Below are 7,621 nucleotides of genomic sequence, written 5' to 3' on the forward strand. Positions count from 1 at the left end.
CAGGTCGATGTATCTCGCCAGACACTTCGGTCGGCCCCTCTACCAGAGGGAGGTGAATCCAACATTGGATCAGGCTCAAGGCTGTGCCGGATCCATAGTCAACTCGGTCCCCCAGGTCGATGTATCTCGCCAGACACTTCGGTCGGCCCCCTCTCCCTCCGGGAGAGGGCTGGGGTGAGGGTAGCGCTTTAAAGCCAATCGAACTTCCAGCCTCACACCCGCCTCATAGCTAACAAGCCCCCCATTCCGGTCACGACATGGATCTTGTTATTGCCCGACCTGAAGGTCTCTACTGCCCCGCCGGGGATTTCTATATCGATCCGTGGCGGCCGGTCGAGCGTTCGGTGATCACCCATGCCCATGGCGATCACGCGCGCACCGGCAACCAGCATTACCTGTCGAGCAGCGCCAGCGCCGGGATTCTGCGTGCGCGTCTGGGTCAGGATATCCAGTTGCAAACCCTCGACTACGGCCAGCGCCTGACCCACCACGGGGTCACTCTGAGCTTTCATCCGGCCGGGCATGTCCTCGGTTCTGCGCAGGTGCGTCTGGAATACGGCGGCGAAGTCTGGGTCGCGTCGGGCGATTACAAGGTTGAGCCGGACGGCACCTGCGCCCCATTCGAACCGGTGCGCTGCCACACCTTCATTACCGAATCGACCTTCGGCCTGCCGATCTATCGCTGGCAGCCACAGGCGCAGATATTCGACGAAATCAACCAGTGGTGGGCGGCCAATATCGCCGCCGGCAAGGCCAGCGTGCTGTTCTGCTATTCCTTCGGCAAGGCCCAGCGAATTCTCCACGGCATCGACGAAACCCTCGGGCCGATCCTCAGCCACGGCGCGGTCGAACCGTTGAACCGGGTCTACCGCGATGCCGGCGTGTACCTGCCGCCGACGATTTACGCAGGCGACGTGAAAAAAAGCGATCCGATCATGCGCCAGGCGCTGGTCATTGCTCCGCCGTCGGCGGGTGGCAGCACGTGGATGCGCCGTTTCGGCGATTTCAGCGATGCCTTCGCCAGTGGCTGGATGCGCCTGCGCGGCACCCGGCGGCGGCGCGGCGTCGATCGCGGTTTCGTCCTCTCCGATCACGCCGACTGGCCCGGCCTGCTCTGGGCGATCAACCAGACCGGCGCCGAACGGGTCATGGTCACCCACGGCTCGATCGGTGTGCTCGTGCGCCATCTGCGCGAGCAAGGCCTCGACGCCCAAGGCTTCACCACCGAATACGGCGATGACGAGGACGACAACATCGCCGCCGAACCCACCGTTGCCGAGACGCCCGCATGAAAGCCTTCGCCGAGTTATATGCCGAACTCGACGCCACCACGTCGAGCAACGCCAAGCTGGCGGCGATGCAGGCCTACTTCGCGCAGGCCGCGCCCGAAGATGCCGCATGGGCGGTGTATTTCCTCTCCGGTGGACGGCCGCGACAGCTGGTGCCGGTGCGCACCCTCCGTGAGCTGGCGGTGGAAGTCTCCGGGCTGGAGCCGTGGCTGTTCGAAGAAAGCTATCAAGCCGTCGGCGATCTGGCCGAGACGATTTCCTTGGTGCTACCGGAAAATTCGCACAGCTCCGAGGCCGGTCTTGCCGAATGGATCGAAGACAAGCTGCTGCCACTGCGCGGTGAAACGCCGGAGTATCTGGCGCGGCAGCTGCCGATGTTCTGGGCGCAACTGGATCGGCCGAGCCTGATGCTGTGCATCAAGCTGATCACCGGCAGTTTCCGCGTCGGCGTATCGAAGTTGCTGGTCACCCGCGCACTCGCCTCAATGGCTGGCCTGGACAGCAAACGTGTCGCTCAGCGGCTGGTCGGTTACACCGATCTGTCGAACCGGCCGAACGCAGCAAGTTACTTGAAACTGATTGCCCCGGAATCCGCCGACGAACACGCCCAACGCGGTGGCCAGCCCTACCCGTTTTTTCTCGCCCACGCCTTGGCGCAACCGGTCGAGGAATTCGAAGCGCTGCTCGGCCCGGCCAGCGACTGGCAGGTGGAATGGAAGTGGGATGGAATCCGTGCGCAAGTGGTCAAGCGCGACGGCAAACTTTGGGTGTGGTCGCGCGGCGAGGAACTGGTGACCGAGCGCTTCCCTGAATTCGACGTGCTGGTGCACGGCTTGCCCGACGGCACGGTAATCGACGGCGAAATCGTCGTATGGAAGAGTACCCACCCGACCACCGAAGATGCCTTCGATCCGCAATCCGATCAACCGCCGGCAGTGCAACCGTTCGCCCTGCTGCAACAACGCATCGGTCGCAAGACGCTCGATAAGAAGATTCTTGAAGAAGTGCCGGTGGTGGTGCTCGCCTACGACTTGCTGGAATGGCAGGGCGAAGACTGGCGTAATCAGCCGCAAGTGAAACGGCGCGCGCAACTCGAGGAGGTGATCGCGCGCTGCAACAGCCCGGTGCTGCTGCCCTCTCCTGTCTTGACCGGCGAAGACTGGCTCGACCTCGGCCGCCAGCGCGAGGCGTCACGCAAACTTGGCGTCGAAGGCATGATGCTCAAGGCGCGGGATTCGTTGTATGGCGTCGGCCGGACCAAGGACATGGGCGTGTGGTGGAAGTGGAAGGTCGATCCGTTCAGCGTCGACGCGGTGTTGATTTATGCACAACGCGGACATGGCCGCCGCGCCAGTCTGTACAGCGATTACACTTTCGCTGTGTGGGACGGCCCGCCCGAATCCAGCCAGCGCTCGCTGGTGCCATTCGCCAAAGCCTATTCGGGACTGACCGACGAAGAGATGCGCCAGGTCGACAGCATCGTGCGCAAGACCACGGTGGAGAAATTCGGCCCGGTGAGCAGCGTGAAACCAAGTCTGGTATTCGAACTGGGCTTCGAAGGCATCGCCCTGTCGCGCCGCCACAAGAGCGGCATCGCCGTGCGCTTCCCGCGCATGCTGCGCTGGCGCAAGGACAAGACCGTCGAAGAAGCCGACAGCCTCGCCACCCTGCAAGATCTACTCGCCTGAGCGAAACCCTGTGGCGAGGGAGCTTGCTCCCGCCCGGCTGCGCAGCAGTCGCAAAGTCTGCAACCCGAATATTGCAGGATAAACGCTCAGGAGTGCTTCGCCCTCCAGCGGGAGCAAGCTCCCTCGCCACAGTAATGGCGGCGATCAACTCAACGTGCGCTCGCAAACGGTGCAAGGAAAACGCTGCGCCCATTTCTGGGCATCCGGTTGCCCTTGCCCCTTCTTACTGAACCTTTTAAAACACCTGTTCGGCACTCTGGTTCGGAAATTGCTACTTTCTATAGGTCGTAAGCGTTGCAGTAACAATAATTCTGCGCCACAAGCGCTCATATTGGTTCTTAGGGATTGAATAATGAAAAAAGCATTGCTGACCCTTTCTGCACTGGCGTTGTGCATTTCCGCCGGCTCCGCGCTGGCCAAGGAATACAAAGAGCTGCGCTTTGGCGTTGACCCTTCGTACGCACCGTTCGAGTCGAAAGCGGCCGACGGCAGCCTGGTCGGGTTCGATATCGACCTGGGCAACGCGATCTGCGCCGAACTGAAGGTCAAGTGCAAGTGGGTCGAAAGCGACTTCGACGGCATGATTCCGGGCCTCAAGGCCAACAAGTTCGACGGTGTGATCTCGTCAATGACCGTGACCCCGGCGCGCGAGAAGGTCATCGACTTCTCCAGCGAACTGTTTTCCGGCCCTACCGCTTACGTGTTCAAGAAGGGCTCCGGCCTGAGCGCAGACGTCGCGTCGCTGAAAGGTAAAACCGTAGGCTATGAGCAGGGCACCATTCAGGAAGCCTATGCCAAAGCCGTGCTGGACAAGGCCGGCGTAAAAACCCAGGCCTATCAGAACCAGGATCAGGTGTATTCCGACCTGACGTCCGGCCGCCTCGACGCAGCAATCCAGGACATGCTGCAAGCCGAGCTGGGTTTCCTCAAGTCGCCAAAAGGTGAAGGCTACGAAGTCAGCCAGCCGGTGGACAGCGAATTGCTGCCAGCCAAAACGGCTATCGGTATCAAGAAAGGTAACACTGAGCTGAAAGCACTTTTGGATAAAGGTATCAAAGCGTTACACGACGACGGCAAATACGCCGAGATTCAAAAGAAACACTTTGGCGACCTGAATCTGTACAGCGGCAAATAATGCCTCGGCGCCCATCCTCGATGGGCGCCTTTTCCATCCGCTCAGGTTGCTGATTTATGTTTGAAACCCTCCTGCAAAATCTGGGGCTGGCCTCGTTCAGTCTGCAGGGCTTCGGCCCTTTGCTGCTGCAAGGCACCTGGATGACCATCAAATTATCGGCGATGTCGCTGCTGGTGGCCGTGTTGCTCGGCCTGCTCGGCGCCAGCGCCAAACTGTCGAAAGTCAAACTGGTGCGCCTGCCCGCGCAGCTCTACACCACGCTGATTCGCGGCGTGCCGGACCTGGTGCTGATGCTGTTGATCTTCTACAGCCTGCAAACCTGGCTGACCACGCTGACCGACTACATGGAATGGGAATACATCGAGATCGACCCGTTCAGCGCCGGCGTGCTGACGCTTGGCTTCATTTATGGCGCGTATTTCACCGAAACTTTCCGGGGCGCGATCCTCGCGGTACCGCGTGGTCAGGTCGAAGCCGCCACTGCGTATGGCCTCAAACGCGGCCAGCGCTTTCGCTTCGTGGTGTTTCCGCAAATGATGCGCTTCGCCCTGCCCGGCATCGGCAACAACTGGATGGTCATGCTCAAGGCCACCGCGCTGGTGTCGATCATTGGCCTGGCCGATCTGGTCAAGGCTGCCCAGGACGCCGGTAAAAGCACCTATCAACTGTTCTACTTTCTGGTCCTCGCCGCCTTGATCTATCTGCTGATCACCAGTGCTTCGAACTTCATCCTGCGCTGGCTCGAACGCCGCTACGCCGCCGGTGCCCGGGAGGCCGTACGATGATCGAACTCCTGCAGGAATACTGGAAAGCCTTCCTTTATACCGACGGCCAGAACATCACCGGGCTGGCGATGACGATGTGGCTGCTCACCGCGTCGATCTGCATCGGTTTCATCGTTTCGATTCCGTTGTCGATCGCCCGGGTTTCGCCGCACTTCTACATCCGCTGGCCGGTGCAGTTCTACACCTACCTGTTCCGGGGCACGCCGCTGTATATCCAGCTGCTGATCTGCTACACCGGTATCTACAGCCTCGCCGCCGTGCGCGAACAGCCGATCCTCGACAGCTTCTTTCGTGATGCGATGAACTGCACGATCCTCGCCTTCGCCCTCAACACCTGCGCGTACACCACGGAGATCTTCGCCGGGGCGATTCGCAGCATGAACCACGGCGAAGTCGAAGCGGCCAAGGCCTACGGTCTGACCGGCTGGAAGTTGTACGCCTACGTGATCATGCCGTCGGCACTGCGCCGTTCGCTGCCTTACTACAGCAACGAAGTGATCCTGATGCTGCACTCGACCACCGTGGCGTTCACCGCGACCATTCCCGATATCCTGAAAGTCGCGCGGGACGCCAACTCCGCGACGTTCCTGACTTTCCAGTCGTTCGGCATCGCCGCGCTGATCTACCTGACCATCACTTTTGCGCTGGTCGGCCTGTTCCGCCTCGCCGAACGCCGCTGGCTGGCCTTCCTCGGGCCGACTCACTAGCACTGGCTTCAAAAATAAAGAGATAACAATGCGCCACCAGATCCATGACTTGCTGGCCCCGCTGCCGGGGACCGCACGGCAGATTCACAGCTTCCACTTCGGCCCACAGCAGGCCAAGGGCAAGGTTTACATCCAGGCTTCACTGCACGCCGATGAACTGCCGGGCATGCTGGTCGCCTGGCACCTCAAGCAGCGCCTGGCCGAGCTGGAAGCCGCCGGCCGCCTGCGCAGCGAAATCGTCCTGGTGCCGGTGGCCAACCCGGTCGGCCTCGAACAGGTGCTGATGGACGTGCCGCTGGGCCGTTACGAACTGGAGAGCGGGCAGAACTTCAATCGCTGGTTCGTCGACCTCAGCGAGGAAATCGGCAACGCCATCGAAGGCCAACTCAATGATGATGCGCAGCACAACCTTGAACTGATCCGGGCCAGCCTGCGCAACGCCCTCGACCGTCAGAAGCCGACCACGCAACTGCAATCCCAGCGTCTGACCCTGCAACGCCTGGCTTGCGATGCCGACATGGTGCTGGACTTGCACTGCGACTTCGAATCGGTGGTGCACCTGTACACCACGCCCGAGGCGTGGCCGCAGGTCGAGCCGCTGGCGCGCTATATCGAAGCGCAGGCCAGCCTGCTCGCCACCGATTCCGGCGGGCAGTCATTCGATGAATGCTTCACCCTGCTCTGGTGGCAATTGCGCGAGCGCTTCGGTGAGCACTTCGAGATTCCGCTGGGCAGCTTTTCGGTGACCGTCGAATTGCGCGGCCAGGGCGACGTCAATCACCCACTGGCCAGCCGCGATTGTCAGGCGCTGATCGATTATCTGATCCAGTTCGACGCCATCGTCGGCGAGACCAAGCCGCAACCGCCGCTGCCGTACCCGGCCACACCGCTGGCCGGTGTCGAACCGGTGACCACGCCAGTCGGCGGCCTGCTGGTGTACTGCGCCACGCCCGGCCAATACCTGGAAGCCGGGCAGCAGATCGCCGAAATCATCGACCCGATCCACGACAAGGTCACCCCTATTCATTGCACCGCCGCCGGCCTGCTGTATGCGCGCTCGCTGCGACGCATGGCCACTGCCGGCATGGTCATCGCCCACGTCGCGGGCGCCGAAGCCTATCGCAGCGGCTACCTACTTTCGCCTTGAGGATGCTCGTCCATGTACAAACTGACCGTTGAAGGCCTGCACAAAAGCTATGGCGATCATCAGGTGCTCAAAGGCGTTTCGCTCAAGGCCAGAACCGGCGACGTGATCAGCCTGATCGGCGCCAGCGGCTCGGGCAAAAGCACGTTTTTGCGCTGCATCAATTTTCTTGAACAACCGAATGACGGCGCCATGAGCCTCGATGGCCAGGCGATCCGCATGGTCACCGACCGCCACGGCATGCACGTCGCCGACGCCAATGAACTGCAACGCCTGCGCACGCGGCTGGCGATGGTGTTCCAGCATTTCAACCTGTGGAGCCACATGACCGTGCTGGAAAACATCACCATGGCGCCGCGCCGGGTGCTGGGTTGCAGCAAACAGGAGGCCGACGATCGTGCCCGGCGTTATCTGGACAAGGTCGGTTTGCCGGCGCGGGTGGCCGATCAATATCCGGCATTTCTCTCCGGCGGCCAGCAACAGCGTGTGGCGATTGCCCGGGCCCTGGCGATGGAACCGGAAGTGATGCTGTTCGACGAACCGACCTCGGCACTCGATCCGGAACTGGTCGGCGAGGTGTTGAAAGTGATTCAGGGCCTGGCCGAAGAAGGCCGGACGATGATCATGGTCACCCACGAAATGAGTTTCGCGCGCAAGGTGTCTAATCAGGTGCTGTTTCTGCATCAAGGTCTGGTGGAAGAAGAAGGTGCGCCGGAAGAAGTGCTGGGCAACCCGAAAAGCGAACGGCTGAAGCAGTTCCTCAGCGGCAACCTGAAATAACGCCGTGCACATCTCCCCTGTAGGAGCTGCCGAAGGCTGCGATCTTTTGACTCTGCTTCAAAGATCAAAAGATCGCAGCCTCGTTTCACTCGT

The 7,621-nt window shown here is 61.1% G+C and carries 7 protein-coding genes; all 7 read left to right on the top strand.

Annotation, left to right across the window (positions count from 1 at the left end; all coding sequences use genetic code 11):
• The first annotated feature begins 257 nt into the window (after positions 1 to 257).
• The 7 genes from GXB78_RS17030 (at position 258) to GXB78_RS17060 (ending at position 7,528) form a co-directional block, all read left to right on the top strand.
• Positions 258 to 1,292, top strand: coding sequence for a ligase-associated DNA damage response exonuclease (locus GXB78_RS17030; RefSeq protein WP_329516226.1), 1,035 nt, complete (start codon positions 258 to 260; stop codon positions 1,290 to 1,292).
• Positions 1,289 to 2,977 (top strand): ATP-dependent DNA ligase, encoded by a 1,689-nt coding sequence (locus GXB78_RS17035; protein ID WP_329516227.1) that lies wholly within the window; start codon positions 1,289 to 1,291, stop codon positions 2,975 to 2,977. Before GXB78_RS17030 ends, GXB78_RS17035 begins: the two co-directional genes overlap by 4 nt.
• 352 nt (positions 2,978 to 3,329) lie before the next feature.
• Entirely contained in the window at positions 3,330 to 4,112 is a 783-nt protein-coding gene (locus GXB78_RS17040) for a transporter substrate-binding domain-containing protein (protein ID WP_329516228.1), read from the top strand.
• A gap of 56 nt (positions 4,113 to 4,168) precedes the next feature.
• Complete coding sequence (locus GXB78_RS17045) at positions 4,169 to 4,897, top strand: ABC transporter permease (protein ID WP_042608232.1); 729 nt, start codon at positions 4,169 to 4,171, stop codon at positions 4,895 to 4,897.
• Positions 4,894 to 5,604: an ABC transporter permease gene (locus GXB78_RS17050; protein WP_039762607.1), complete on the top strand. Its 711-nt coding sequence runs from the start codon at positions 4,894 to 4,896 to the stop codon at positions 5,602 to 5,604. Before GXB78_RS17045 ends, GXB78_RS17050 begins: the two co-directional genes overlap by 4 nt.
• Before the next feature lie 28 nt (positions 5,605 to 5,632).
• Complete coding sequence (locus GXB78_RS17055; protein ID WP_329516229.1) at positions 5,633 to 6,751, top strand: succinylglutamate desuccinylase/aspartoacylase family protein; 1,119 nt, start codon at positions 5,633 to 5,635, stop codon at positions 6,749 to 6,751.
• 12 nt (positions 6,752 to 6,763) lie between these two features.
• Positions 6,764 to 7,528 carry an ABC transporter ATP-binding protein gene (locus GXB78_RS17060; RefSeq protein WP_329516230.1) on the top strand — a complete coding sequence of 255 codons (765 nt, stop codon included), beginning with the start codon at positions 6,764 to 6,766 and terminating at the stop codon, positions 7,526 to 7,528.
• Positions 7,529 to 7,621: the final 93 nt, after the last annotated feature.

Origin of the sequence: Pseudomonas moraviensis subsp. stanleyae, from assembly GCF_036283065.1 — a bacterium.
GTDB classification, from domain to species: domain Bacteria; phylum Pseudomonadota; class Gammaproteobacteria; order Pseudomonadales; family Pseudomonadaceae; genus Aquipseudomonas; species Aquipseudomonas stanleyae.